The following is a 24,736-nucleotide window of genomic DNA, read 5'->3' as shown; positions in this document are numbered from 1 at the left end:
GGGGTGCATCCGGGCGCCAGGCCCGGATGCCTACCAATCGATCTCGGGATGCTTGGCGGCTGGCTTCGAGCGCACCGCCGTCATTCCCGGAGGGAGATCTTGGGATGCCGGATCCCAGCCTTGGTCGTGGCTCTTGCCAGAGCTTCGTTTGGCGGAATCGGTGACTCGCGTGGAGGCTTGGGCAGCGACTTCGCCGAGCTTCTCACCGAAGGAATCGCAGGCGGCGACAGCGGACTTCTTGCAGCTCATGGCGGCTAGGCACAGAGGGATGATCAGGATGAGGTGGGGGGATCTCATGTCCGAAAATTACCCTTACTCGGCCAAGCCCGGTATTACGTCTTCGCTTGTAGAAGAACTACGTAGGTAAGTCGCGGACGGTTCACATTACTTCGGAAACCGACAATTCCGGGGATTCCGCACTATCCCCGGTCCTCAGGCCTAACAGCTTGCGATAGAGCAGGCTTGAGGGCGTGAGCAGGGTGATCGTGCGGCCTTCCCACTCCAACTCCAATCCACCGGCGCCGGGAGCGAGCAGGAACCATGCGGACTCGCTGTTCATGTCCACCTCCACCAAGGCCCCGGCGTCGATCTCATCTTCCATGCCGAAGTCGGGCAGGCTGAGCTTGTCGAAAAGTTCGAGATCGGCCGCCAACTCCTCGACCTGACGGGCTTGGCCGGCGGCGAGGTAGGAGGCTTCCAGACTGCGGGTGTCGTATTTGCCTTCCGCCTTGCTGCCGGGATCCGTAGCGGCGGCATGGGCTTCCCGGGCCGCCTTGGTAAGGCGGTCGAAACGCCGCCTCAATTCCGCCCTGATCTCTTCCAGCAGTCCGTCCTTCAAACTCATCGGGCGGGAAGCCTTGCGCGGCGGAGCGCTAGAGGCAAGATCGGGAATGCTCACCGTCTACGCATACAAAGGCTGCGACACCTGCCGACAGGCCCTGAAGTGGCTGAAAGAACATGGTGTGCCGCATGAAGTGAAGGCGATCCGCGAAACCCCGCCAACCGCGGAGGAGCTGCTGATGGCCGTGAACGCTTACCAAGGCGACCTCCGTCCGCTCTTCAATACCTCCGGCGGCGACTACCGCGAGCTCGGCCTGAAGGACAAGCTGCCCACGATGACGACGCGGGAGGCGGTGGACCTGCTCTCCGGAAATGGGAACCTCGTGAAGCGCCCGTTCGTGATCGGGGACGGGGTGGTGCTGGTGGGCTTCAAGGCGGATGTGTGGGAGAAGGCTTTGCGGTGAATGTGTGAATTTTTCGGGAGGCGCGGGCAAGGATCGACGGCACCGGTGCTTTCCCGTAGACTCCGGGCGTTGAGACAAGGACTTGTTATCTCCGACCTTCATCTGTTCTCCCCGAGATCGAATGGCGAGGATCAGCTGCGTCGCATCAAGAGGCATCTGGAGCGCATCGATACCTTGGTGTTGAATGGGGATACTTTTGACTTCCGCTGGAGCATGTATCCCTCGGAGGGGGCTTCCATCCGTGCCGCGCTGCTCTGGCTCGAGCGCCTGTCGGTGCAATTCGACGGACGGCGGGTGCACTACATTTTCGGCAATCATGACCGCTTGCGGACCTTCCGCTCACAGGCGGAGGATCTTGGCCGGATGTGTCGACCGCTGAACTTCCACTCGGAGACCATCCGTCTGGGGCACTCGCTTTTCCTCCCGGGGGACTGCGCGAGCCCGCAAATGAGCGGCGAGCGGCTGGCTGCCCATCGCGATGCCTGGAGCCGGGACCGCCCCTGCGGCCCGATCGGCAGCGGACTCTATGCGATCGCAGCTTCGACCGGGGTGGGGAAGCTATTTAGCCAGCAGCAGTTTCCGCGCGGGGTGACGGTCCGTCGGGTGTCGAGGCACCTCGATGGTTTTTCGCCGGACTGGCGGGTGGGCACGGTGGATTGCTTTTTCGGGCACACGCACGTTCCCTTCAGCAATCACGTCGAGGGAGGGGTGCGCTTCCACAACACCGGATCCGCCATCCGCGGAATGGGCTTCAAGCCGCTGTTTTTCGAATACTGAAACGCTTCAGAGCGAGCGCAGCATCTCGAGGGCTTCGATGACCTTGTCGCGCGGTTCAACCGAGACGAGTCGGGGGAAGCGGCGGCCTTCGAGCATGATGTAGTCGCCACCGCGTTGGAGCATGAGGCGCTGGCCCTTGATCTCGACAGAAGAGACGCCCTTGCCCGCGGCAGCGAGGCGGATGCGTCCGATGACGATGAGATTTTCCGCGGCTTCCGGGAGGCGACCGAAGCGGTCCCTCCAGCGCCGCTCCATCTGATCGAGATCTTTCTCGACCATCGTTTCGGCGAGTTCGCGGTAGGCACTCACACGAAGCTGGGTTTCGCCGAGCCAAGCGTTCGGTAGGAAGGCGGGCAACAGCTCGCCATCGCCGGAGCCGCGCGCGAACTCTGCCTCCGAGAATGCCACGAAGTCGCTGCGGAAGCTGGCCTCCACACGTGCCTTCGGCGTGCGGCCCTGCAGGCGGTCGACGGATTGGCGCAGGAGCTGGCAGTAGAGATCGAAGCCGACGGCGGCGATGTGGCCGCTCTGCTTGGTGCCTAACAGATTGCCCGCGCCGCGGATCTCCAGGTCCCGCATGGCGATCTTGAAACCCGAGCCGAGCGCGGTGTATTGCTTGATGGCATGGATGCGTTTGCGGGCATCGCCCGCCGTGATGAAGTCGCGTGGTAGCAGCAGGATCGCATAGGCCTTCTCGCCGGCACGTCCGACGCGTCCGCGGAGCTGATAGAGGTCCGCGAGACCGAAGCGGTCGGCGCGGTCGATCAGGATTGTGTTCGCGTTCGGGATATCGATGCCGGTTTCGATGATGGTGGTGGCGAGCAGGATGTCCGCTTCGCCATGGACGAACTTCCGCATCACCACTTCCAGGTCGTCCTTCTCCATCTGCCCGTGGCCGACGAGGATGCGCGCCTCCGGGACCAATTCCTCCAGCTTCTTGCGCATCATCTCGATGCTCTTCACACGATTGTGAAGGAAGAAGACCTGGCCGCCTCGCTTCATCTCGCGCTGGATCGCCTCGCGGATGATCCGCTCATCGTACTGCACCACGCTGGTGTGCACCGGCACGCGGTTCGGCGGCGGAGTGTCGATGGTGGACATGTCGCGTGCACCCATCAGCGCCATGTAGAGCGTGCGCGGGATCGGCGTGGCGGAGAGGGTCATCACGTCGATGCTGCGGAATAGCTCTTTGAACTTCTCCTTGTGCTTCACGCCGAAGCGCTGCTCCTCATCGACGACTGCGAGCGCGAGGTTCTTGAAGTGCACGTCGCCGGAGATCAAGCGGTGGGTGCCGATCACGATGTCCACCGAACCATCGGCGAGGCCTTGGATGGTCTCGCGGATCTGGGCGGGAGTGCGGAAGCGGTTGAGTAACTCGACGCGGATCGGGTAATCGCTCATCCGCTCGCGGAAGGTCCGCCAGTGTTGCTCCGCGAGGACGGTGGTGGGCACCAACACGGCTACCTGCATGCCGCCGGTGGCTGCCTTGAAGGCGGCCCGGATCGCCACCTCCGTCTTGCCGAATCCCACGTCGCCGCAGATCAGGCGGTCCATGGGTTTGGCTGATTCCATGTCGCGCTTCGATTGCTCGATGGCGCGGCGCTGGTCGGGCGTCTCGGTGAAGTGGAAGGAGTTTTCGAACTCCCACATCCAGCGGGAATCGGGAGGGTGGGGGATGCCGGGCTCGGCCTGGCGCTCGGCCTGAACCCGGAGCAACTGTGCGGCGTAATCGAGGATCGATTTCTCGGCGGACTTGCGGATGTTCTTCCAAGTCGCCCCGCCGAGCTTGTTGAGCTCAGGGGTCTTGCCGCCGAGACCCACATATTTGGCGACCAGATGCGCCTGATCGATCGGCACGGAGAGCAGGCCGCCCTCGCGATACTCGATCGAGATCTCCTCGCCGCTTTCGCCCGGAGCGATGCCGCGGAAGCGCCCGATGCCATACTCGTAGTGGACGACCAGATCTCCCTCCGCGATGTCATCCAACGAAGCACGGGCGGTCAGCACGCGGTGTCCATCTTGGCGCGAACGCTTCAGGGTGCCGGGAGTGCGGTAGCGGCCGAAAAGCTCGCTGGAGGAGAGCACGGCCATACGTGCTGCAGGCACGGTGAAACCTTGCACCAGTTCGCCGCGGAGCCGGATCAAATCCGCGATCGAGTCCTGCCCCGCGAGCTCGATGAATCGGTCTTCTTCACCCTTGTTCGAGAAGACCATGCCGATCTTCCAATCCTGCGCCCGCCATTCGTCGAGTTGGGAGAAGAAGCGTTGGCGGCGCGATTGCTCGAGCACGAAGTCGCCAGCCTCGAAGCTGCCGAGCGGACTGCCGAAACAGGCGGTGGAGAAGTCCTCTTCTCCTACGCTGTTAGAAGCGCCGCTGGTGATGCGGACATCGGCTTCGAGCTCCGCTTCCTCATAGGCGATGCGGGTATCGTCGGGGCGCAGATAGTCGGCGACGGTGGCTTCCAGTTCGGGCTCGGCGAGGAGGAGTTCCGCGCTATCGAGCTTGCCGGTGGAGGACTGGCTATCGACATCGAACTCGCGCAGTGATTCGACCTCGGTATCGAAGAACTCGATCCGCAGCGGTCGGCCGCCTTGCCATGGGAATACATCGAGAATGCCGCCGCGGACCGCGAATTGGCCGCGGCCTTGCACCGTAGTCACGCGGTCGTAGCCGTGGGTGGAGAGCTTGGCCGCGAGGTCCAGGGGATCGGCATCCGATCCTTGGCGGATCGAAATCCGGCTGCCGGCGAGCTCGGCGGGAGATGGGGCGGGATGCTCAAAAGCCTCAGGCCCGCAGAGAATCACGCAGGCCTCGCGCTGGGCCGCCATGTCCAGAACCTCCAAACGCTGGGCCGCAGTCTCGGGATCGGCGAGTTGGCCGCCTTCCAATTCGACCGGTGGCTCCGGCAGATCGGCGGCATCGATTCCCCAGAGTTCGAGTTCGGCAGCGAGGCGCTCGCGCTGGCGGGGGCCTTCACAAACGAGCCAGAAGCGGCGCTTGCCGGAGCCCATCAGGTGCTTCAGCACCACGGCGCTGAGCCAAGCATGGGATGCCTCATCGGCGTGATCGAACACGACACCTCCAGCACCCGAGGCCGCGAGGGCCAGGCGCTGCTTGAAATCCGGCTGTCCGATTGCCCGCAACAGCCAGTCATCCTGGGCTTCCGCCTTGCGGGGCACGGGGGAGAGCTAAGGCCGGATCGGAAAATGGAAAGCCCCAAGTTGGCGCTGCTCGCGTCATGCGAGATGTACCGACTCAAGTGGTGTGGAGAGCCTTCCATTTCGGGTGCTCCGAATGAGCACGCTTCCACGAGGTCGCCAATGCAAAGCCGGGATGAGAGCGGATGGCCTCCCGTAGAAGGATAGCGAATTCATCCGGACAATGCTCTACCAGCCATTCCGCCGGCCCAATGGCCACAATCTCGTTAATCGCCTCGTTCTCAGCTGAGAGATCCAACAGATTAAGCACGATGCCCAAGACATGCGCTGGACTGTCGGAGGACCATCCAAGCAGGTTCATGTGCCACTCGCTGGCGAGATCTCCCGCCTCTTGTGCGCGGATCCAAGCCTGAGCGAAATCCGTGGCTTGCTCGGAACGGCGGAACTCGGCGACCTCCCCAAAGTTCATCATCACATCCGCTGATCCGTGCTGCGGAGGAGAATGTCGCCGATCTCCACGTGGGCCGGGGCATCCAAGACGGTGAGGATGGCACAGGCGACGTCCTGCGGAGTGAGCATCGTCATACTTTCCTTGGTCTTCCTCAGCACGTCTTCGCGGCCGCGGAAGTACTGATCGAGCAAAGGAGTATCGACGAAACCGGGAGAAACGCAGGCGACTTGGATCGGCAGGCCGGCCGCCTTCAGTTCGAGGCGCAAGGCATCGGTCACCGCTCTAACCGCGAACTTGGTGGGGGCGTAGAAGCCACCTGTGGGCGGGACGCGATGACCACTCATCGAGGAGACGTTCACAATCCTTCCGCCCTCACGCGGGAAATGGCGCAGGGCCATCTGGCAGCAGAGTGTGAGGGCGAAGACATTGACGCGCCACATCTCTTCCCAGTCGGCGGCATTCCCATCGATGATGCGGGAGAGGTAGGCGATCCCCGCGCAGTTCACGAGCGCATCGATGCGGCCGAGACGATGAAATACCTCCTGGACTTCTTCCCGCTTGGTCAAATCCGCCTCGATGGGAGCAACCCCGGCAGGCAAGGCCGCCGGTCGGCGGGTGACGCCGAGGACCGAGGCTCCCTGCTCGATCAGCATTTCGGACAGCGCCCGGCCGATACCGCTGGAAGCTCCGGTGACAAGGACGGTGGACCCGGCAAGACGCTGCATGACGGGAGCTTTCCATCCGCGAAAGGAGTTTGCTAGTTTTCAGTGTTCAGTTCGCAGGCGGACTTTCGCAACTGCCTTTCCCTGAAAACCGAACACTGAAAACTAGCAAACGGGGGCCGCCTTAGGCCTCCCTTGACCAGCCCCCGCCGACCTGTCCATCTTCCCGCCCATGCGCATTTTGACCGGTCTGCAGCCCAGCGGTAAACTTCACGTCGGCAACTACTTCGGCGCGATGGAGCCTGCCGTGCGCCTGCAAGACGAGGGCGAGGCCTTCTACTTCATTGCGAACTACCACGCGATGACGACGGTGAAGAATCCGGATGAGCTCCGCAGCTTCACCCGCGAGCTCGCGATTGATTTCCTGGCGGCCGGACTCGATCCGAAGCGCTCGACCTTCTTCCTGCAGAGCGCGGTGCCGGAGGTGAACGAGTTGGCGTGGATCCTCTCCAATGTTTGCCCGGTGAGCCAGCTTGAGAAGGCCCACTCCTACAAGGACAAGATCGCCCACGGCTTCTCCCCGCATCACGGCCTCTTCGCCTATCCGATCCTGATGGCGGCGGACATCCTGCTCTACGATTCCAATTGTGTCCCGGTGGGCAAGGACCAGAAGCAGCATCTGGAGATCACGCGGGATCTGGCTGGCAAGATCAACGAAGCCTATGGCGAAGGAACCCTGGTGGTGCCGGAACCGATGATCCGCGAGGCGACTGCCGTGGTGCCCGGACTCGATGGCCAGAAGATGAGCAAGAGCTATGGCAACACGCTCCCGCTTTTCGCCGAAGAGGGCGAGGCGAAGAAGCTCATCATGAAGAAGCTCGTGACCGACGCGACGGCGCTCGAGGCACCGAAGCCGAAGGAGAATTCCACACTGCTCGCACTCTATCGTCTGATGGCGAATGACGAGCAAGTGGCCGCGATGGAGGCCGACTATGACCGCGGCGGTATCGGCTATGGTGACTTCAAGAAGCGCCTGCTGGAAGCCTACGAAGCCCGCTTCGAGCCCATGCGCGTGCGGCGTGCCGAGTTGCTGGCAGATCCAGGCTTCGTCGATCAGGTCTTGGCACAGGGCGCTGAGAAGGCACGTGCTGCTGCCGCGCCGGTGATCGACCGCGTGCGCAAGGCCGTGGGCTTGGCATGATGATCTGATAGATCGGCGATGCTGCGGGGTAAGACGGGGATGCCGAAGTGTCCATCTGCTGCCTCGCCCCTTCACGCGTTCAAGCCCCTGTGCGGCATCGCGATAGGCGCTGCATGGCTGGCTGCGGCTCTCCCAACCGTGGCGAGAGATGGTCCGGCTCCGGCACATGCGGTGGAAAAGATTCAGGAAGGCGACTTCCAGTTCGAATGCCAGCACGGCGGGTTGCCGATCCAAGTCTACGGGCATCGACCTGCGAATTACGCCAGCGGCCCTCTGCTGGTTCTCTTTCACGGTGCGAGCCGGAATGCGGAGGGTTATCGCGATGGAGCGCGGGAGCTCGCCACGAGGCTGGCATGTTGCTCGTCGTGCCGGAGTTCGACCGCGTACGCTTTGATGTCGAGGCCTATCAGGAGGGGGGAGTGATGAGGAAAGGCAAGCTTCAACCGAAGGCGCAATGGACCTTCAACTATCTCGCGCCGCTGCTCGCGCAGGTCTTCGAGCGTGAGGGGCGCGACTTGCCATACTACCTCGTGGGCCACTCGGCCGGTGCACAGTTCCTCGGGCGTATGGCGGCGCTGTATCCGAATGAGGCGAAGCGGATGGTCCTCGTGAATCCGGGTTCGCTGATTTTTCCGGACCGCGATCAGGCCTATCCTTATGGCTTCGGCGGTTTGCCGGATGAGTTAGCATCCGACACTGCGCTCCGGCGCTACCTGGCGGCCCCGTTGACGCTGTATCTCGGTACCGGCGATGTGGGCCTCAAGGATCTCTCGACCGGCAAGCGGGCGATGCGACAGGGGCCGACCCGCATCGAGCGCGGCAGGAATTGCCATGAGGAGGCCAGGCAATTGGCGGAGACGAAAGCGTGGGCACTCTCGTGGAAGAGGGTCGAAGCCGAGGGGCTTGATCATGGTTCGCGCCCGATGTGGGAACACGCGAACTGCCGCTTGGCGATCCTGGGAGAAGTCGCGGAAGAGACGTCGAAGTAAAATTGGAATTTTAGGCCGGAGGTATCTCCAAGGATCGATTTTCAAAAAGAAATCTGTCCCCGGGATGCGCGGAATCCCGCATTTCCCTAGGGAAATTTTGGGTTGCCAAATGCGGAACTAGGAGCAAACTTCGTTCTGTCCAATGGACGTTGGCAGTTGCGAATGTTGCAGCCGCCCCCGGGTTTGAACCCCCTGCCGCGACGGTCTCGCAACTGGCAAGGATTCCCCATACCCGGTCACGTCGTACCCCGAAATCCGTTCACGTCTTTCCTAACAGGGAAGTGGCACGCGCCGCCGCGCATCGTCCTGCTCCCGCTCTTTCCCCGTTTTCCCGCATCCCAAGCGAATGGCTGGTCACAACAAGTGGTCGAAGGTCAAGCACATCAAGGCTCGCGTCGATGTCATCAAAGGCAGGGTGTTCAGCAAGTGCGCCCATGAAATCGCGCTCGCAGCCCGTGCCGGAGGTGGCGACGTCGGCATGAATGCCCGTCTCCGCGCCGCCGTCGATAATGCCAAGGCCGTCTCGATGCCGAAGGACAACATCGACCGCGCGATCAAGAAGGGTCTGGGCGAGCTCGGAGGCGAGGTAATCCAGGAGGTCACTTACGAAGGATACGGCCCGGCCGGTGTGGCATTCCTGATCGAAGCCGCCACCGACAACCTGAACCGTACCGCGGCCGATATCCGCACGATTTTTTCCAAGAATGGCGGTAGCGTCGCCACCCCCGGTAGCGTGACCTACCAGTTCGACCGCAAAGGCGAGATCCGGATCGCAGCGGACGGCATTGATGAGGACCGCATGATGGAGGCCGGGATCCTCGCCGGTGCGGATGACGTGCAGAGCGATGAAAGCGAGCACGTGGTCTACACCTCCCCGACCGAGCTGGCTGCCGTGGCCGGGGAATTGCGCGGCGCGGGTTTCCACATCGCTTCCGAGAAGCTCGTTTCCGTCCCCCAGAATCCCTCCGTCGTCGCCGATCCCGAGATCGCACGGCAGGTCATGAAACTCTACGACCTGCTGGATGCCTACGACGACACCCTGAATGTTTTCACCAATTTCGAAGTGGCCGAGGAAGTCCTCGTCGCCCTCGACTCATAAGCCTGCCGGTCAAACCTATCGCCGGCGCCGCCCCTTTTTTGAATGAGCCATAATACGCCCCAGGACACCGCCGGCTACGAATCCGCCGCGGACACCTCATCCTCCGAACCGAAGCCCGCTGCGAAGAAGGCCGCGAAGAAAGCCGCCAAAAAGGCTGTCGCGAAGAAAGCCGTCGCAAAGAAGGCAGCTACGAAAAAGGTGGCGAAGGCGAAAGCCGCGGAGGAAGCGCCGACTCAAGCCGTGCTGCCGTTGCTCGACGTGCCCGTTGAGGCGACACCGAAGCCAGCCAAGAAGGCGGCTCGCAAGAAGGCGGTGGCCTCCGAGGAGAAATCTTTCCCGCTCGCAGAGCCCGCCGCTCCCGTAGCACGCGAGGAGAAGCCCGCCGCGAAGGGGGCCTCCGCCCCGGTGGAAGCGCCTGCCCCGCAGGAGTCCACTCTAGGTGAGAATCGTCCGACTGCCTTCGGCCGCGTGCCCGGCGGGGGACGGGTCGCCCAGCGGGAGGAGCGTGGGCCTCGTGAAAACCGTGAGCCTCGTGAGAATCCCGGCGAGCAGAATCGCCACCAAGGCGGGGGACAGCCGCAGGAAGGTGGATCCCGCGATCGCACCGAGGCAAATCGCGAGCGTCGCAAGCGTCGTCGCAAACGCCGCCGTGAGCGCGAACGCGAAGGTCGCTCCGGCGGTGGTGAAGTCCAAGGCGAACGCCAGGACCGCGGGGAGCGCCAAGAGCGCGGTGACCGTCGTGATCGTCAGGAACGTGCCGAGCGACAAGGTGGTTCCGAGCCGGTCGAGAAAGCACCGGCATTTACAGGCCCGAAGGTCGAAGTGAACGGCATGCTGGAACTCGCGCCGAAGGGCTTCGGCTTCCTGCGCGTGCCTTCAAAGAACTTTGAGCAAGCGCGCGACGATGTATTTGTTTCGCCGGAGATGGTGCGCCGCTACGGTCTGCGCCCCGGTGTATGGATTCACGGTCTCGCCCAAGATGGATCGCGGGGCCAGCAACTGGTCGAGTTGACCGCCATCAACGATCTCAGTCCGGAAGATGCCAAGCGGCTGCCGGCCTTCGAGGAACTGAAGGCGGTGAACCCGAACAAGCGGATCAGCTTCGAGACCACGCCGGAGCGTTTCACCACGCGCACACTGGACCTGATGGCACCGGTCGGTCGCGGCCAGCGCGGCCTGATCGTTTCACCGCCGCGCTCGGGCAAGACCACTCTGTTACTGCACATCGCGGAAGCCGTGCGCGAGCTGCACGATGAATCGCTGCACCTGATGATCCTGCTCGTGGACGAACGGCCGGAAGAAGTGACGGAGTTCCGCCGTACCCTTCCGGGTGCCGAGATCTACGCCAGCTCGAACGACGAAGGTGCCCGCAGCCACTGCCGCATCGCGGAGCTTTGCATCGAGCGTGCGAAGCGTCTTGTGGAGTCCGGTCGCCATGTTTTCCTGCTGATGGATTCGATCACGCGTCTGGCCCGCGCCTACAATGGTGGTGCCCGCCAGCACGGCCGCGGCATCGGCACCGGTGGCATTACGGTGGGTGCGCTGGAAGTGCCGCGTCGCCTCTTTGCCGCCGCGCGCAATACCCGCGAGGCCGGCTCGCTGACGATTCTCGCCACGGCGCTGATCCAGACGAACAGCCGGGCGGATGAAGCGATCTTCCAAGAGTTCAAGGGCACCGGTAACATGGAGCTCGTCTTGGATCGCAAGATCGCGGAGAACTACATCTACCCTGCGGTGGACATCTTCAAATCCGGCACGCGGCGCGAAGAGTTGCTGCTGCCCGAGCATATGCTGCACAAGATCCACCTGATTCGCCGCGGCCTCTCGGGCCACCGCCCGGTGGAGGCAATGGAGCGCCTGCTCTACTTCGTGAAGAAATTCCCGAACAACCCGCAGATGCTGCTCGAGATCAAGGGTTGATCGTTCAATCCGCCGCAGGCCCCGGCGGCGGCTCCCATAGCTCCACACGGTTCCCCTCCGGATCCGTGACCCAGCCGAATTTCCCGTATTCCGAGTCCTCGGTTTTCGGCTCGACCGCACAGCCCTCGCGGCGCAGGGCGTCTAACAGAAATGCCAGATCGTGGACACGGTAGTTGATCATGAAGGGCGCGCTGCCCGCTCCGAAGTAGCTGCTGTCCTCCTTGAAGAGACCCCACACGGTGGCTCCGTGGGGATTAGGCTCCTCCGGCGTGTGCCAGTGAAAGGTGAAGCCGCCCCATTCTTTGATGTCGATCCCGAGGTGTCGCTTGTACCGACTCCCCAATGCCTCTGGGTCCTTGGCCTTGATGAAGACTCCGCCAATGCCGGTGACTCGTTTCATGGATATCCAGTGTCTTGGACATAGCGCGAGCGCTGCAGGGCGTCATGCCCAAAGCGGACCCGCTTCCAACTTCCGGGTAAACTTCGAATTGCCCCGGCGGGAGGATCGGCGAGGATGAGCGCCGTGCCCGATATCATCGAAGCCGAAGTTCTGGAGATCGACGGAAGCCCCGCGCCTCCGCCGCCGCAGCCCCGGCAATCCGCCCAAAGCCGGGCGGAAGATGCTTGGCGCTCGATGCGTGGCCGGGTGGTGACTTTTGATCGCCGCTGGTGGCCACTGTGGGTTTTGCTGGGGATTGTCGCCGTGGTCCTGCTGGCGGTTGTGGCGTGTTTCGTCGCGGTCTTCGTGGTGGTGGCAAAGGTGATCGGAGGCGTCCTGCGGATTCTCACTGGCGGAGGACCGGCCCGCACCGGCGCGGCTTTGTCGCGACGTTCTTTTTGAGGATTCCGGCCACGGGGAGTAATCCTCATGTTATTCACAATCGGCTGGATCCTGCCTTGGAGGCCGCATCGGCGTCCGAAATGCCCCCGCAGAACTGCCGGAACCACGAAGAAATCACCTCAAAAAGAGCCGTGAAACCTTGTGAATAACTTGGGTATAATCCGTGTGTAACGCTCTTGTAACATTTCAAGTGATTAAGAGTGAGTCGATTGGGTGCTTTTGTCGCGGCTCCCCAACAGTTTTTCGTGGTGAACAAGAGTTTCCCGACGGTCCTTGTCACGGATCGGCATTTTCCAGCCCATGACACGGGCCACTTTTTCCTGGCGCGTGGCTTGCTTTGTGGGAGGGCAGGGAGCTAGGAGCCTTTTCCCAAGTTATTCACAATCGATCCGCAGGTGATAGCAGGCAAAGGGATCATGGCTCTCAGGCTTGGATTGCTTTTGACGGCACCCCATTGGCCTTGTTCACTCCGCCCGGATTTTTCAGACACCATGGCTTACGAACACCTGACCCCGCCCGCCGGAGACAAGATCACCATCAAGGATGGCATCCTCAACGTTCCGGATCAGCCCGTCATTCCGTTCATCGAAGGTGACGGCACTGGCCCGGATATCTGGAAGGCCTCGCAGAAGGTGTTCGATGCCGCGGTCGAGAAAGCCTACGGTGGCAAGCGCAAGATCTCCTGGTTCGAAGTGTTGGCTGGCGAGAAGTCCTACGATCTCTTTAAGGACAAGGTCTCCGATCTCGGCAAGGCGTGGCTCCCGGACGACACCCTGAAGGCCTTCGACGAATACCTCGTCGGCATCAAGGGCCCGCTGACTACTCCGGTTGGTGGTGGCATTCGCTCGCTGAACGTGGCCCTGCGCCAGATTCTCGATCTCTATGTCTGCTTGCGCCCGGTGCGTTGGTTCGAAGGTGTGCCGAGCCCGGTGAAGCGCCCGGACCTCACCGACATGGTGATCTTCCGTGAGAATACCGAGGACATCTACGCCGGTATCGAATTCAAGGCCGGCACCGATGAGGCGAAGGCCTTTGGCGCGTTCCTGAGCGAGAAGTATCCCGCGCTGGCCAAGAAGGTCCGCTTCCCGGAAACCGCCGGCTACGGTGTGAAGCCGGTATCGGAAGAAGGCACCGAGCGCCTCGTGCGAGCCGCGATCGAATACGCGATCGCCGAAGGGAAGGACTCCGTGACCCTCGTCCACAAGGGCAACATCATGAAGTTCACCGAAGGTGGCTTCCGTGACTGGGGCTACGAGCTGGCCAAAAAGGAGTACGGCGCGGTGGAACTCGACGGCGGCCCATGGTGCAAGATCCCGGAAGGCAAGCGCGGCGCAGGCATCATCATCAAGGACGTCATCGCCGACGCCTTCCTGCAGCAGATTCTCACCCGCCCGGCGGAATACTCCGTGGTGGCCACGCTGAATCTGAACGGCGACTACATCTCGGACGCCCTCGCCGCCTGCGTCGGCGGCATCGGCATCGCTCCCGGCGGTAACATCAACTACGTCACCGGCCACGCGATCTTCGAGGCTACTCACGGTACCGCACCGAAGTATGCCAACCTGGACAAGGTAAACCCCGGTTCCGTGATTCTTTCCGGCGAAATGATGCTCCGCCACCTCGGCTGGACCGAGGCTGCCGACCTCATCATCAAGGGCGTGAACGGCGCCATCGGCTCCAAGACCGTCACCTACGACTTCGCCCGCCTCATGGACGACGCGAAGGAAGTGAAGTGCTCGGAGTTCGGCGACGCGATCATCAAGGCGATGGATTGATCTCCCGCCAATTCAGTTTCCACTGAGCACGGCCCCGGAAGGGGCCGTGCTTTCTAGTTCTTGTCCTTTCGCTCAATCGGATCATGGTGGTTTCGAAGCGCCCCTGCTCATGTTCAGCTACAGGCTCACTAGACTTCCTTATGCCGTCCTCATGTATGTGCACAGCTTCTGGTCCACGCACCGGATTCTTGAGGAGGTCGAAGTCGGCTTGGTATTGTGCTCGCTACCCATCTTGCTGCTCTTGGTGATTTGGCCGCGGCTCAGGGATTGCGATTGGCCGCTCTGGTTTGGTTTTCTGCTGATTATTCCGCTTCTCGGTTCGCTGATGGGTATAGCATTCCTTTTCGCACCATCGAAGGTAATCGGCCGGAGAGAAGATGCGGTTGGAGTTCCCCCGGATGATCCGGAGTTTAAGCAGATCGCGGGAAGCAAGTGCGGCAGATGCGGGAGTAAGATTGTCCTCGCTTCGGAGGGGGGCGTTCACGAAGGAGCGGTTCTCTGTGCGGATTGTTCCGGTGAGCATGCGCGGAAGGTGGGCTGATGGGATGCTTGCCGGGCTGCCGGGAAATCTCCCTTCCCGCCCCATCGCTGTGAAGGTGAGGGGCTCTTTGCTGTCGATGGCGAGGGTGCAAAAGAGGGTGGAATTTCGTGCAATCCCGGCATTCCCGCCGCGTCATCTGTGAAAGATCCGGGCTTCCCCGGCGTTTCCCCGGCTCATGTCACACCCGGAGAAAACCCGCCGCCATGGATCATTGCCAAGCCCCCGTCTGTCGCTAGCGTTTCCGGCGATGAGAATCCCATTGCTCTGCGCCTCCGGGCTGCTCTTTGCCACCGGCTCCTCCTTGGCCGCCACGAAGGTCTTGCAGGCCTTCGAGGGCGACGGTTACGGCGACTGGAAGGTCGAGGGAACCGCCTTCGGCCTGGCACCCAGCGGCGCGCAGATCGACGGACTGACGGCACCGCTCACGGCTTATGCCCAGGATTCGGTCGCATGCTCGGCGCATGGTGGCGATGTGGCGACGGGTTCGCTGACCTCGCCTGAGTTCAAGATCACCGAGAACTATATCTGCTTCCTGATCGCGGGCGGCAAGCACCCGGGTAAAGTGGGCGTGCAGCTCATTGTCGATGGGAAGGCCGTGCTTGATGCGACGGGCGAAGGCTCGCTCCAATTTCGCACGCAGGTTTGGGATGTGACCCAATACAAGGGCAAGAGTGCCCAGATCCGCATCTACGACGAGGTGACAGGAGGCTGGGGCGTGATCGCCGCGGACCACTTCCTCATCACGGACTACGCGAACCAGAAGTTCCCGCCGCCGACGAAGGGAGGCAAGCCGCACATGGCGGGGCTCGTCGCGAGCGATGTGATTGGCGGCCTGACCGTGCCGGTAGGCACGAAGGTGAAGATCGTGGCGGACTACAAAAACGGCGGCGTGACCTCTCCGACCGCCTTGGCTTTCGGCGAGAAGGGCGAGATCTACGTGACCGAGACGCACCGTTTCCGTCACGGCGTGCCGGACAACCGCGATCACCTCTACTGGTACTTGGATGACATCTCCGCACGCACCACGGCCGACCGCCGCAAGATGCATGAGAAGTGGCAGGGCAAGTCCGAGAAAGCCTCGCTGAAGTTCCTGACCGAGATTGCCGACAAGGTGCGGGTGCTCTCGACTCCCGGCGAAGACGGGAAATCCGCGAACTCCTCGATCTTCTCCGATGGCTTCAACGATCTGCTCGATGGTCCTGCCGCCGGTGTCTTTGAATACGAGGGCACCGTCTACATGGCCTGCATCCCGAACATCTGGGTGCTGCGGGACAAGGACGGCGATGGCAAGGCCGACAAGCCCGAGGAGCGCAAGGTGCTTTTCGACGGCTTCGGCGTGCGCGTGTCCTTCTCCGGTCACGACTTGAACGGCTTCGCGCTCGGACCGGACGGCCGCATCTACGGCACGCTCGGTGACCGCGGCATGAACCTTACTACCAAGGAAGGGAAGCATTACGAGATGCCCGACCAAGGCTGCGTCTTCCGCTTCGATCCCGACGGCTCGAATTTCGAAGTCATCCACACCGGCCTCCGCAATCCGAAGGAGCTCGCCTTCGACGAGTATGGCAACGCCATCTCCGTGGACAACAACTCCGACCAAGGCGACCAAGCTCGCGTCGTCTACGTGATGGAAGGTGCCGACTCCGGTTGGACCATGGATCACCAGGCACTGCACAGTTTCCACCGCCAGATCGGCATGGAGGAGCATCCGGTGAACCGCTGGATGGAAGAGATGATGTGGGCCCCGCTGAATGACAAGCAGCCCTCGTACATCGTGCCGCCGGTGGCGAACCTGACCTCCGGCCCCTCGGGCCTGACCTATCATCCGGGCACGGGTTTCCTCGAGAGCGAAGCGGGTCGCTTCCTGATCTGCGACTATCGTGGCGGCGCTGCAAACTCCGGGATCTGGTCCTTCAAGGTCGAGCGCTCCGGTGCAGGGATGCGCATGACCGACTCGCGCCAGCTCAACTGGGGTGCGGCCGTGACCGACGTGGAATACTCGTGGGATGGCAATCTCTACGTGACCGACTTTATCGGTGGCTGGGAATCGCATCAGGACGGTCGCGTTTACTCGCTGAACGCCGACAAGATGTTCCGCGCCGAGGAAGCGGCTGAAACGGCCGAGATCATCGAGCGTGGCTTCGAGAAGCGTCCGTCGCCGGGCCTTGAAAAACTGCTCTCGCATGCGGACATGCGCGTGCGCACCCGGGCCCAACTCGCCCTCACCCGCAAGCCCGATGGCATGGAAGTGCTGGGCAAGGTGGCGAAGGAAGGCAAGGACACGATCACCCGTTTGCACGGGGTTTGGGGCTTGGGCATCATCGCACGCCGCGGTTCCGCGGTGCTGCCATCGAGCGGTGATGAGTTTGTGGCGATTGCCGGGAAGGATGTGCGCGAGAAAGCGCTCAAGCTGATCCTGCCCTTTGTGGTCGATTCCGATCCTGAAGTGCGGGCACAGGCGATCAAGGTGATCGGTGAATCGGGGCTTGAGGATCCGAATGTTCCTTTCGCCAAGCTCTTGACCGATGAGTCCCTGCGTGTGCGTGGTTTTGCCGCGATTGCGGCGGGCAAGATGAAGGTGGGTGCCGCGATGCCTTTCATCTGGGAGATGCTGGAGAAGAACCAGGATCCCTACATCCGCCACGCAGGTTCTTATGCTCTGACCCTATTCGGAGATCCTCGGAAGATCTCCGCCCTGAACCAGCATGAAGATCCTGCCGTGCGTCTCGCCGCCGTGATCGCGCTGCGCAAGATGAAGGACCCGCAGATCGCCGCGTTCCTGCACGATGACGATGCGAAGGTGGCGCGTGAAGCCTTGCGGGGCATTCATGACGCAGGCATCGAGGAAGTGCGCCCGGCGGTGGCAGCATTGCTCGACGAACTGCCGGCGAATCTCACGCAGATGGACTGGCGCCGTCTGCTTCATAGTGCCTTCCGCTTGGGCGACGATGCCAATCTCAAGCGCGTGCTCAACGTGGTGCTCGATCCCAAGGCTCCGGCCTATGCCCGCGAAGAAGCGCTGCGCCTGATCGGCATCTGGAGCAAGCCGCCGCTGGTGGATCAATCGCTGGGGCGCGTCGCGCCGCTGCCCGAGCGGGATGCCGCGAAGGTGACCGCGGTGCTGAACCCGGCCTTGACCGGCTTACTCAAGTTGGATGGCAAGCTGGCAGAGCCCTCCATTGCGCTGCTGAAGACCTACAAGCTCGACCTTTCCTCCGTGGATAATGGCGCGCTCAAGGGGCTGGTGATGAACTCCAGCCTGCCGGGGGCGGCCCGCTCGGAAGCGCTTGAGCTTTACTCCACCCGCAAGCCGGAGGGACTCGATTCCCTGCTGGCTGAACTGGCGGGAGGCAAGGACGACGATCTCGCCATCGGCGCGGTGAAGCGCCTCGCTGCGACCAGTCCGGAAGCCGCTCTCAAGGCGGTGCGTGCCGCAACCTCGCATGCGAATGCTCACCGTCAGCAAGAAGCATGGAAGGTCGCCGCTGCCCTGCAAGGCCCCGGCATCGATAGCTTGTTCACCGACGCGCTCGACAAGCTGAAGGCGAGCTCGGGCGTCTCTCCCTCCGCTTTGGAGTTGCTCGATGCTGCTGCCAAGCGCACGGAGCCGGCGGTGAAGTCATCGCTGGAAGCCTACAAGGCGGCGCTCGCCGCTTCCCAAGATCCGCTGGCACCCTATCTCGGATCGCTGCAGGGTGGCGATGCCAAGAAGGGCGGGCAGATCTTCGAATCGCAACCGGCTGCCCAGTGCATGCGCTGCCATGCTGCGGGTGGTGGTCACGGCGGCGGCGATGCCGGCCCGAACCTTGAAGCCATCGGCAAGAAGGGTGATGCGAAGTTCTTCCTCGAGTCTCTGGTCAATCCCGGCGCGAAGGTGGCGGAAGGTTTCGGAATCACGACGGTGACGCTCAAAGGCGGGAAAACCGTTTCGGGCATCGTGCTTTCGGACACCGCGGACCATGTGGATGTGGATAGCAGCGGCAAGGTGCTGCGGGTGAAGAAGAGCGACTTCGAGTCCATGCTGCCGCCGGTCTCCGCCATGCCGCCGATGGGGGCGATTCTCTCGCCTGCCGAGTTGCGCGATGTGGTTGCGTGGCTCGAAGCGCAGAAGGGCAAGGATCCGGCACCCAAGAAGCGCCCGGCGCCCGAGATCGTGACCCCGTGATGCGATCGGATCTCCGATTGTTGTAATTCAGGCATGGGCCGATAGGTAGATACCTATCGGCCCATGTTCTTTAAGCCCGTCATTCTGGTAATGTTGGCCCTGCCTGTCTCGCTCCGAGCGGGCGGGGATCCGGGAGGGAAAGCGAACCTTGCCGCCACCGGCGGCTTGCCCTCGGGCCAGGGGCTGGCGGCAGCCTATCCTGAGGACAAGGGGATCGCCAATAATCCCGAGGTGATCTTCAGCGATGATTTCGAGAGCGGCGGCCTAGGGAAGGCGTGGGACGAAATCGGCAACAAGGACGGCAAGGTGCTCTCCTTTTCAGGAGCGGGATCGGGCTTGGGGGAGCGCTGCCTGCGGGTGGAGGCCCATCTGGCATCGGATACCGGCGGAGGTCTTACCAAGTGGTTCGAGCCGGCGGATATCGTCTTCATCCGCTTCTACACGCGCTTCGATGCGGGCTGCGGCTATGTGCATCACTTCGTAACCCTGCGAGCGAACAAGGGACTGAGGGGAGGGGAGAAGTGGAGCGGCTTCGGTGGCGCGGGCAAGAAGCCGGATGGAAGCGATCGCTTCTCCACCGCGATCGAGCCGTGGGGTAACTGGGGGAAGTTCGCGGCACCGGGACGCTGGAACTTCTACAGCTACTGGCACGAGATGGACGTATCGAGGGACGGGAACTACTGGGGCAACTCCTTCGCCGTGCCGACCGCGGACCTGATACCCAAGGATCGTTGGATCTGCGTGGAGTTCATGTTGAAGCACAATACCCCGGGGGAGCCGGATGGAGAGCAGGCCTTCTGGATCAATGGCGCACTCCAAGGACACTGGCGCGGGATCAATTGGCGGAAGACCGAGTCGCTGAAGGCGAATGCGCTGACACTCGAAAGCTATATCACCGAGCTCTGGACCAAAAATCCGGTAAATGTGGTGAGCTTCGACAACGTGGTGGTGGCGAAGCGCTACATCGGGCCGGTCGGGAAGAAGTGAGGGGCGCTTTAGATCCCTTCTTTTTTACCGCAGCCGCAATTGTGGCCGCAGCTCTTCTTGCCCTTTCCGCGCGTGGCGTGGCGCACCAGGAAGAGGGTGGCGAGCACCACGGCCCCGAGAGCCGCCCATGTTTGCCAATCGTTCATCTCACAACAAAGACCCGATCTGGAAGACTGCAAATGCGGCCAGCCATGCGAAGGCGCTCATGAACATGAACTGGCCGATCGCCCATTTCCACGAGCCCGCCTCACGGGCCACCACGGCGGTCGTCGGCAAACATTGTAGCGCGTACATGTAGAAGACGATCAGCGCGAGCAGAGCCGGCAGGGTGAACATCTTGCTCCCGTCCGGCCAAGTTGCAGCGGCCAGAGCGTTCTGGATGCGGCTGTAGTTCTCATCCTCATCCTCGCTCTCCTCCACGTGGTAGAGCTGGCCCATGGTCGAGGTGAAGACCTCGCGCGCGGCGAAGGAGGTCATGATGGCGGTGCCGGTGCGGCCGTCGAAGCCCAGCGGCTTCACCAGCGGCTCTACGACCGCACTGATTCGTCCCATGGCGCTGTGCGCGAGGACTTCCGCAGGATCTTCCGAGTCGGATTTCGGATAGGTGCTCAGCGCCCAGAGGATGATGCAGATCGCCAGGATGATGGTGCCCGCATTCTTCAGGAAGGCACCGGCACGACCGGCGATGTGGCGGAAGATGTAGCTCCACTGCGGCGCGCGGTAGGGTGGCAGCTCCAGCAGGAAGTGGCTCGGCGTGGCATCCTCGCCGAGTCTGCCGCGCAGGATACGGGCGACCACAAGGGCGGTCACTGCACCGAGCACATAGATGGCCGAGAAGATCAGGGCCTGCTGTAGACTGGTCATGCCCACCAGCAGCAGGGGAACCAGAGTGAGATACACCGGAAGGCGTGCGGAGCAGCTCATCCACGGTGCCACGAAGATGGTGGTCAGCCGCTCCTTCGCGGAGTCAATGGTGCGGGTGGCCATGATTCCCGGCAAGGCGCAGGCGAAGGAACTCAGCAGCGGTAGGAAAGCCTTTCCGCTCAAACCCGCTTTGGCCATCACGCCATCCATCAGGAAGGCGGCCCGGGCCATGTAGCCGGAGCTCTCCAGCAGGCCGATGAAGAAGAAGAGCATGATGATCTGCGGCAGGAAGACCAGTACGCCTTCGCCCACACCCGCGACAATGCCATCCACCAACAGCGAGCGCAGGTCGCCATCCGGCATCTTCCCGGTGAGCCATTCCTTCACCGCTCCGGTGCCGTCCTCGATCCAGCCGATCGGCACATCCGCGATCGAGAAGATGGTCCAGAATACGCAGAACATCACCGCCGCAAAGACGATCCAGCCGAATACCGGGTGAAGGGCGAAGCGATCGATCTTGTCCGAAAGCGTGGAGCTATGGCCGTCCGGACGACGGGCCGCCACTTCGCAAGTCTGGATCACATGAGCCAGACGACGATCCGCCAGGGTTTCATCCAGACCACTCTTCCACGGCGTGTCCGCAGGGTGGGGGAAGGGATGCCGGAGAGCCTGCTTCAGCTCCACGATGCCCTTGTTCGCATTCGCCTGGATCGGTACCACCGGCACGCCGCCCAGTTCTTCGGAGAGCTTGGCCGGGTCCAGTCTCAGTCCCGCCTTCTCCGCCACGTCCACCATGTTCAGCGCGATGACCACCGGTAGGCCGGTTTCGATCACCTGAAGCGTGAGAACCAGGTGACGCTCGAGGTTGGAGGAGTCGACCACGCAGACGACAAGGTCCGGCCTAGCCTCGCCCTCGATCTCGCCCAGCAAGGTCTTCCGGGCGATCTCTTGATCGGGACTGCCGCCATCCAAAGAGTAGCAACCGGGCAAGTCGACAAGGCGCAGCTTCTTCCCGTGCGGCGTGAACATCTCACCGGATTTCCGGTCAACCGTCACGCCAGCATAGTTGCCGGTGCGCTGGTTGGCCCCAGTGAGGGCGTTGAAAAGCGTGGTTTTCCCGGCGTTGGGGTTGCCGGCGAGGGCGACGGTTTCGAGTGAACCGGACATCGTAAAAAATCAGGCAACAGCCACCATCACTTGGCTGGCCAATTCGCGGCTCAGCGCGAGGCGCGTGCCACAGACGGAGCAGATCAGATTGCGACCGTCGGCCAGCTTCCTGACCTGCAAGGTTTCACAAAAACCGAGGTTGCGCAGTTGGTCGCAGGCAGGGCCATTCAATGCCTTGATTCTGAAGTCACAGCCGACCTGAGCTTGGCTCAAGCTGAGCAAGCTGTCGGCGTGGAGATCGTTGGCTTTGGCAAGCGCCATCGCGGTTAGAGTCGGCAATTGAGATGGATTTGCAACAAGATTCCCGGCAGATGTTTCGATCCTGTCACTACACTTCGCAAATTGGAGGTATTGATTCGCATTAAATCATTCCATTCCGGCAGGAATTGGCCCTGACTGCGTGAAATCACTCATGACGGCGTCTTCTCCCTGCGTTACCGATTCTCCGATGGCCTGCGTTCCGGTTCTCGATCCCTCATTTGTTCCCGCCGTTCTTTGGAATCGGAATTACCGCACCTCTGCTCAAGAGCGTTCGGACAGCCGCGAGTTGGATCTGGCTCTGGTTCGTGCAGACGGCACCGCCTTCCGCTGGTCCTCGCCGATCTTGCCGGATACGGTGGAGCACTTCGGGAGCACGCTCCGCTACGTGGAGCGCGTCCTGAAGTTCCTGCTGTGGCAGAAGGGCGGCAGCCGCGTCTTGATCTCGGGCGCGCCGGAGCTGGTACCGGCACTGGCCGCGATCTACGGTCCGGCTGGAGCACGTGAATTCGATAGCAATTTCATCGGCGGCAAGATTTTCGGCGAGCCCCTGTCTTTCAGCGTGGCCACACGCGGCGAGCTTCCTTCTGAATCGGCGGACGCCATCGCGCTGGGGCGTCACCTCGGCGGCTGCCGCATCGGCTTCGATCTCGGTGGATCCGACCGCAAGTGCGCGGCGATGATCGACGGTGAAGTCGTGTTCTCGGAAGAGGTGGTGTGGGATCCCTATTTCCAGAGCGATCCGGACTATCACATCGAGGGAGTGCAGGATTCCCTCAAGCGTGCCGCCGCCCATCTCCCGCGTGTGGATGCTATCGGCGGCAGCTCTGCCGGAGTTTACGTGAATAACGAGGTGAGGGCCGCATCGCTCTTCCGCGGCGTGAGCGAGGCGGACTTCGAGTTGCGGATCCGCAAGATGTTCTTCGAATTGAAGGAGCGCTGGGAAGGAATCCCTTTCGAGGTCGTCAATGACGGCGAAGTGACCGCCCTTGCCGGCTCGATGGCGCTCAACGAGAATGCCGTGCTCGGCGTGGCGATGGGCACGAGTGAAGCGGCAGGCTATGTGGATTCGAACGGCTCGATCCGTCCATGGTTAAACGAACTCGCCTTCGCGCCGGTGGACTACCGCGAGAACGGACCTCTGGACGAATGGAGCGGCGATGAAGGCTGTGGGGTGCAGTTCTTCTCGCAGCAGGGAGTGGCGCGTCTGGCGCGGCTTGCCGGATTCGAGTTCGGCAACATGCCGTTCCCCGAGCAGTTGGTGGAAGTGCAGACGGCCATGAAGGCCGGCGACGAGCGGGCACGGAAGATCTACGAAACCATCGGCACCTGCTTCGGCTATGCCATCGCTCACTACGCGGACTTCTATGAAATCCGCAATCTACTCATCCTAGGCCGCGTGACCTCTGGCGAAGGGGGCACCATCATCATCGCCGAAGCGGAGAAAGTGCTCATGACCGAGTTTCCCGAATTGAGAATCAAGCTGGTAGTGCCGGACGAGAAAACGAAGCGCCACGGACAAGCGGTTGCCGCAGCGAGCCTGGCAGCGATTTAGACCTACGTGATCACGTAAGTATCGCTGCATCATGCAATTACGTGGCTTTACGAAGTTTAGGATTTCTTAACTGATTCCGCTTTACCTGCAAAACATGCAGGGGCAAAAACGGCCATCTGCCGCGCGCATCTCACCCTGCGCGGTGTCACCCCTGCTGTTTTACCCCCGTGAAATCCCCTGTTTTGGCGTTGCTCCTTGCGAGCAGCGCGGCGCTCCATGCGACCACCCTGTCCGTCGCCTCCAATTATAACGTTTACGTGCTCGGCACGATGAACGAATCAAACACCGATGCCGAAGGCCGGGTGGCAGTCGCAGGCAATGCGACGCTGAACGGCTACGGCGTCGGTAGTAGTTTCAGTTCTAGTCCCTCCAGTGCCGGGAACTCGCTCGTTGTGGGCGGAAATCTCGTTATGAACGGGGAAGTCCAATACGGCAATCTTGTCCACGGCGGCACCCTATCCGGCGGATTCGGCGTGCCCCGTGGCTCGATCACCCATGGCAGCGCGGTCGATTTCAATACGACCAACAGCTACCTTCTCAATGCCTCCTCCTACTGGGGCGGCCTAGCGTCCACCGGCAATACCGCGGTCCAAGCTTGGGGTGGCATCTATCTCAGCGGCTCGAACTCCGACCTGAACATCTTCACTCTGAGCGGTGCGGCTCTGGCCTCCACTAATACGCTGGCGATCGATGCTCCCTCCGGCTCAACGGTACTCGTCAACGTGACCGGCGACTACAGCCGAATGTTCCAGATGGGCTTCAGCTTCTGGGACATCAACAACGACGGTCGTGGCACTGTGAGCCGGCAGAACGTCATTTATAACTTCGTTGATGCCACCTCGCTGGACCTCGGCGGTGTGGGCATCCAAGGAAGCATCTTGGCGCCGCGTGCCACCGTGAACTTCAACAACGGCAACATCGACGGGAACCTGATCGCGGGAAATCTTTTCGGTAGCGGCGAGGCGCACAACTACCTCTTCCAAGGCACCTTGCCGACGCCGGTGACGGTGCCGGAACCGTCCGCCTTCCTGCTGAGCTGCCTCACGGGCGCTCTTCTGGTCTGGCGCCGCCGCCGCTAGTT

21 protein-coding genes are annotated in these 24,736 nt (G+C 62.0%); 12 read left to right on the top strand and 9 right to left on the bottom strand.

All coding sequences use genetic code 11. The annotated features are described in order from the left end of the window. Nucleotides 1-30: 30 nt before the first annotated feature. Together OJ996_RS21050 and OJ996_RS21045 are read right to left on the bottom strand one after the other, a co-directional pair. The gene (locus tag OJ996_RS21050; RefSeq protein ID WP_264515656.1) at nucleotides 31-297 is read right to left on the bottom strand and encodes a hypothetical protein; all 267 of its coding nucleotides are present in this window, start codon (nucleotides 295-297) and stop codon (nucleotides 31-33) included. Between the two features lie 82 nt (nucleotides 298-379). Beyond that, nucleotides 380-844: a hypothetical protein gene (locus OJ996_RS21045; protein ID WP_264515655.1), complete on the bottom strand. Its 465-nt coding sequence runs from the start codon at nucleotides 842-844 to the stop codon at nucleotides 380-382. Nucleotides 845-890: 46 nt separating this feature from the next. Between OJ996_RS21045 and OJ996_RS21040 the strand changes: the two genes are divergently transcribed. Together OJ996_RS21040 and OJ996_RS21035 are read left to right on the top strand one after the other, a co-directional pair. Further along, the gene (locus OJ996_RS21040; RefSeq protein WP_264515654.1) at nucleotides 891-1,244 is read left to right on the top strand and encodes an arsenate reductase family protein; all 354 of its coding nucleotides are present in this window, start codon (nucleotides 891-893) and stop codon (nucleotides 1,242-1,244) included. A gap of 69 nt (nucleotides 1,245-1,313) precedes the next feature. Then, nucleotides 1,314-2,021 (top strand): metallophosphoesterase, encoded by a 708-nt coding sequence (locus tag OJ996_RS21035; protein WP_264515653.1) that lies wholly within the window; start codon nucleotides 1,314-1,316, stop codon nucleotides 2,019-2,021. Between the two features lie 6 nt (nucleotides 2,022-2,027). Here OJ996_RS21035 and mfd read toward each other — a convergent pair whose 3' ends face one another. The 3 genes from mfd to OJ996_RS21020 form a co-directional block, all read right to left on the bottom strand. Next, a complete protein-coding gene (gene mfd, locus OJ996_RS21030) occupies nucleotides 2,028-5,201 on the bottom strand; it encodes a transcription-repair coupling factor (protein ID WP_264515652.1) in 3,174 nt (1,057 codons plus the stop codon). 76 nt (nucleotides 5,202-5,277) lie between these two features. After that, nucleotides 5,278-5,649, bottom strand: coding sequence for a hypothetical protein (locus tag OJ996_RS21025; RefSeq protein ID WP_264515651.1), 372 nt, complete (start codon nucleotides 5,647-5,649; stop codon nucleotides 5,278-5,280). 2 nt (nucleotides 5,650-5,651) lie between these two features. Next, a complete protein-coding gene (locus OJ996_RS21020) occupies nucleotides 5,652-6,356 on the bottom strand; it encodes an SDR family oxidoreductase (RefSeq protein ID WP_264515650.1) in 705 nt (234 codons plus the stop codon). Nucleotides 6,357-6,525: 169 nt separating this feature from the next. On the opposite strand from OJ996_RS21020, the gene trpS reads away from it, so the two are divergent. From trpS to rho, 4 genes are all read left to right on the top strand, one after another. Continuing rightward, nucleotides 6,526-7,494, top strand: a complete 969-nt coding sequence (trpS, locus tag OJ996_RS21015; RefSeq protein ID WP_264515649.1) for a tryptophan--tRNA ligase — start codon at nucleotides 6,526-6,528, stop codon at nucleotides 7,492-7,494. Nucleotides 7,495-7,847: 353 nt separating this feature from the next. Beyond that, nucleotides 7,848-8,483, top strand: coding sequence for an alpha/beta fold hydrolase (locus OJ996_RS21010; protein WP_264515648.1), 636 nt, complete (start codon nucleotides 7,848-7,850; stop codon nucleotides 8,481-8,483). 346 nt (nucleotides 8,484-8,829) lie between these two features. After that, nucleotides 8,830-9,582 carry a YebC/PmpR family DNA-binding transcriptional regulator gene (locus OJ996_RS21005; protein ID WP_264515647.1) on the top strand — a complete coding sequence of 251 codons (753 nt, stop codon included), beginning with the start codon at nucleotides 8,830-8,832 and terminating at the stop codon, nucleotides 9,580-9,582. 42 nt (nucleotides 9,583-9,624) lie between these two features. Then, on the top strand, nucleotides 9,625-11,502 hold the full coding sequence (gene rho, locus OJ996_RS21000) for a transcription termination factor Rho (RefSeq protein WP_264515646.1): 1,878 nt from the start codon (nucleotides 9,625-9,627) through the stop codon (nucleotides 11,500-11,502). Between the two features lie 4 nt (nucleotides 11,503-11,506). Here rho and OJ996_RS20995 read toward each other — a convergent pair whose 3' ends face one another. Then, nucleotides 11,507-11,902, bottom strand: coding sequence for a VOC family protein (locus tag OJ996_RS20995; protein ID WP_264515645.1), 396 nt, complete (start codon nucleotides 11,900-11,902; stop codon nucleotides 11,507-11,509). 114 nt (nucleotides 11,903-12,016) lie between these two features. Here OJ996_RS20995 and OJ996_RS20990 point away from each other — a divergent pair, with 114 nt between their 5' ends. The 4 genes from OJ996_RS20990 (at nucleotide 12,017) to OJ996_RS20975 (ending at nucleotide 19,811) form a co-directional block, all read left to right on the top strand. Beyond that, nucleotides 12,017-12,343: a hypothetical protein gene (locus tag OJ996_RS20990; protein ID WP_264515644.1), complete on the top strand. Its 327-nt coding sequence runs from the start codon at nucleotides 12,017-12,019 to the stop codon at nucleotides 12,341-12,343. Nucleotides 12,344-12,834: 491 nt separating this feature from the next. Next, nucleotides 12,835-14,118, top strand: a complete 1,284-nt coding sequence (icd, locus tag OJ996_RS20985) for an NADP-dependent isocitrate dehydrogenase (RefSeq protein WP_264515642.1) — start codon at nucleotides 12,835-12,837, stop codon at nucleotides 14,116-14,118. A gap of 788 nt (nucleotides 14,119-14,906) precedes the next feature. Continuing rightward, nucleotides 14,907-18,824 (top strand): DUF7133 domain-containing protein, encoded by a 3,918-nt coding sequence (locus OJ996_RS20980; RefSeq protein ID WP_264515641.1) that lies wholly within the window; start codon nucleotides 14,907-14,909, stop codon nucleotides 18,822-18,824. A gap of 63 nt (nucleotides 18,825-18,887) precedes the next feature. After that, nucleotides 18,888-19,811 (top strand): hypothetical protein, encoded by a 924-nt coding sequence (locus OJ996_RS20975; protein ID WP_264515640.1) that lies wholly within the window; start codon nucleotides 18,888-18,890, stop codon nucleotides 19,809-19,811. 8 nt (nucleotides 19,812-19,819) lie between these two features. Here the strand turns inward: OJ996_RS20975 and OJ996_RS20970 are convergent, their stop codons facing one another. From OJ996_RS20970 to OJ996_RS20960, 3 genes are read right to left on the bottom strand one after another with little or no spacing between them, the layout of a single operon-like run. Then, nucleotides 19,820-19,957 (bottom strand): hypothetical protein, encoded by a 138-nt coding sequence (locus tag OJ996_RS20970; protein ID WP_264515639.1) that lies wholly within the window; start codon nucleotides 19,955-19,957, stop codon nucleotides 19,820-19,822. A gap of 1 nt (nucleotide 19,958) precedes the next feature. After that, a complete protein-coding gene (gene feoB / locus OJ996_RS20965) occupies nucleotides 19,959-21,842 on the bottom strand; it encodes a ferrous iron transport protein B (RefSeq protein WP_264515638.1) in 1,884 nt (627 codons plus the stop codon). A gap of 9 nt (nucleotides 21,843-21,851) precedes the next feature. Further along, on the bottom strand, nucleotides 21,852-22,103 hold the full coding sequence (locus OJ996_RS20960; RefSeq protein WP_264515637.1) for a FeoA family protein: 252 nt from the start codon (nucleotides 22,101-22,103) through the stop codon (nucleotides 21,852-21,854). A 187-nt stretch (nucleotides 22,104-22,290) separates the two neighbouring features. On the opposite strand from OJ996_RS20960, the gene OJ996_RS20955 reads away from it, so the two are divergent. Together OJ996_RS20955 and OJ996_RS20950 are read left to right on the top strand one after the other, a co-directional pair. Further along, nucleotides 22,291-23,655 (top strand): ROK family protein, encoded by a 1,365-nt coding sequence (locus OJ996_RS20955; protein ID WP_264515636.1) that lies wholly within the window; start codon nucleotides 22,291-22,293, stop codon nucleotides 23,653-23,655. 167 nt (nucleotides 23,656-23,822) lie between these two features. After that, nucleotides 23,823-24,734, top strand: a complete 912-nt coding sequence (locus OJ996_RS20950; protein ID WP_264515635.1) for a choice-of-anchor A family protein — start codon at nucleotides 23,823-23,825, stop codon at nucleotides 24,732-24,734. The last annotated feature ends 2 nt before the right edge of the window (nucleotides 24,735-24,736 follow it).

Source organism: Luteolibacter rhizosphaerae, from assembly GCF_025950095.1.
In the GTDB taxonomy this organism is placed as follows: domain Bacteria; phylum Verrucomicrobiota; class Verrucomicrobiia; order Verrucomicrobiales; family Akkermansiaceae; genus Haloferula; species Haloferula rhizosphaerae.
Note: the sequence above shows the minus strand (reverse complement) of the source record. Positions and strands in the feature narration are given on the sequence as shown.